The following is a 1,719-nucleotide window of genomic DNA, read 5'->3' as shown; positions in this document are numbered from 1 at the left end:
TGCCGCCGACCTCGGCGACGAGGACGCCGAGCTGACCGTGGGCGACGCCCAGGATCACGACCTGGCCTGGTACGCCGTCCAAGAGCTTCCGTTCCTGCTAGAGCTGCTCTAGGCGTAGCTACGGTGCCGTAGGTTACGGTACCGTAGGTTCTGTCCCGAGCGAGAGCAGGAGTGTCTCAATGGACAGAAAAGCCTCAACGGACAGAAAAATATCCCGAGCCGCGGCTGACGTCGTCGAGACCAGGCCCATTACGCTGGCCGGAGTGGAAACCCATCCTGGCTGGCACGCGTTGCGCATCCTGGCTCGACGCATCACCACGCCGCTGCTTCCCGATGACTATCTGCGACTTGCCAATCCGCTGTGGTCGGCGCGGGAATTGCGGGGCCGCATTCTTGACGTCAGGCGGGAAACGCGCGACTCCGCGACGCTGGTCATCAAGCCGGGTTGGGGTTTCAGCTTCGATTACCAGCCGGGCCAATACATGGGCATCGGGCTTCTCGTCGACGGACGATGGCGGTGGCGCTCGTATTCGTTGACTTCCAGTCCGCACCGGAGTGCGCGCACGGTGACCATCACCGTGAAAGCGATGCCCGAAGGCTTTTTGTCCACCCACTTGGTGGAAGGGGTGATGCCCGGCACGATCGTGCGACTGGCCATGCCGCAGGGCAATTTCGTGCTGCCCGATCCCGCACCCCCGGCAGTGCTGTTCGTCACCGCCGGCTCTGGCATCACTCCGGTGATGTCGATGCTGCGCACGCTGGTGCGCCGCGACCAGATCACCGATGTGCTCCACCTGCATTCGGCGCCCACCGCCGGCGATGTGATGTTCGGTGCGGAGCTCGAGCAACTGGTGCGCGACCATCCGGGATACCGGCTGCAGTTGCGCGCGACCCGCGAGCAGGGGCGGCTGGATATGTCCCGGCTCGACACCGAGGTGCCGGACTGGCGCGACCGGCAGACCTGGGCGTGTGGACCCGAGGCGATGCTCAACGCGGCGGAGCGGGCGTGGACAGCGGCTGGTATCGGCGACCGCTTGCACCTCGAGCGGTTCGCGGTGTCGCGCGCGGCACCGGCCGGCGAAGGTGGGACGGTCACGTTCGCCAAGAGTGGAAAAAGCACCGCGGCCGACGCGGCCAGATCGCTGATGGATGCCGGCGAGCAGCTGGGCGTGCAGATGCCGTTCGGCTGTCGGATGGGTATCTGCCAGTCGTGCGTGGTTACCTTGGTGGAAGGCCACGCACGCGACCTTCGAACTGGCGTGGATCGTGAGCCCGGCACCCGCGTGCAGACCTGCATTTCCGCTGCATCCGGCGATTGCACACTCGACATTTGAAAGTTACCCGCTGGTAACCTACGCATTCGTAGGTTACGATAGCGTAGGTCAGGAACTGCAGCCTGCAGGAAGGCAATTAAACGATGGCGATCACCGACCTTGACGTATTCACACATCTGACGGACGCCGACATCGAAAACCTGGGCATCGAGCTGGATGCCATCCGACAGGACATCGAAGACTCCCGTGGTGAGCGTGATGCCCGCTACATCCACCGCACCATCGCCGCGCAGCGCGCGCTGGAGGTCGCCGGCCGGCTGCTGCTGGCGGCGAGCTCGCGCCGGTCAGCCTGGTGGGCGGGAACCGTCACCCTCGGCGTGGCCAAGATCATCGAGAACATGGAGATCGGCCACAACGTCATGCACGGCCAGTGGGACTGGATGAA

General features: G+C 64.7%; 2 protein-coding genes and 1 pseudogene. All 3 read left to right on the top strand.

The annotated features are described in order from the left end of the window. Window positions 1–112, top strand: a 112-nt coding sequence (locus WAO18_RS13960; protein WP_422206854.1) for a DUF6912 family protein, incomplete at its 5' end; no start/stop codon positions are given. Between the two features lie 67 nt (window positions 113–179). Then, window positions 180–1,334, top strand: coding sequence for a ferredoxin reductase (locus WAO18_RS13955; protein WP_422206853.1), 1,155 nt, complete (start codon window positions 180–182; stop codon window positions 1,332–1,334). An 83-nt stretch (window positions 1,335–1,417) separates the two neighbouring features. After that, window positions 1,418–1,719 (top strand): annotated as a pseudogene (locus WAO18_RS13950) (fatty acid desaturase); the annotation flags it as partial.

The organism is Mycobacterium sp., assembly GCF_049278535.1.
In the GTDB taxonomy this organism is placed as follows: domain Bacteria; phylum Actinomycetota; class Actinomycetes; order Mycobacteriales; family Mycobacteriaceae; genus Mycobacterium.
The sequence above is the reverse complement of the archived record's forward strand: the minus strand, read 5'-3'. Positions and strand labels throughout refer to the sequence as shown.

Bases quoted from the DNA above. Each gene is read 5' to 3' on its own strand.
- WAO18_RS13955 (WP_422206853.1), top strand. From the start codon at position 180: ATGGACAGAAAAGCCTCAACGGACAGAAAAATATCCCGAGCCGCGGCT.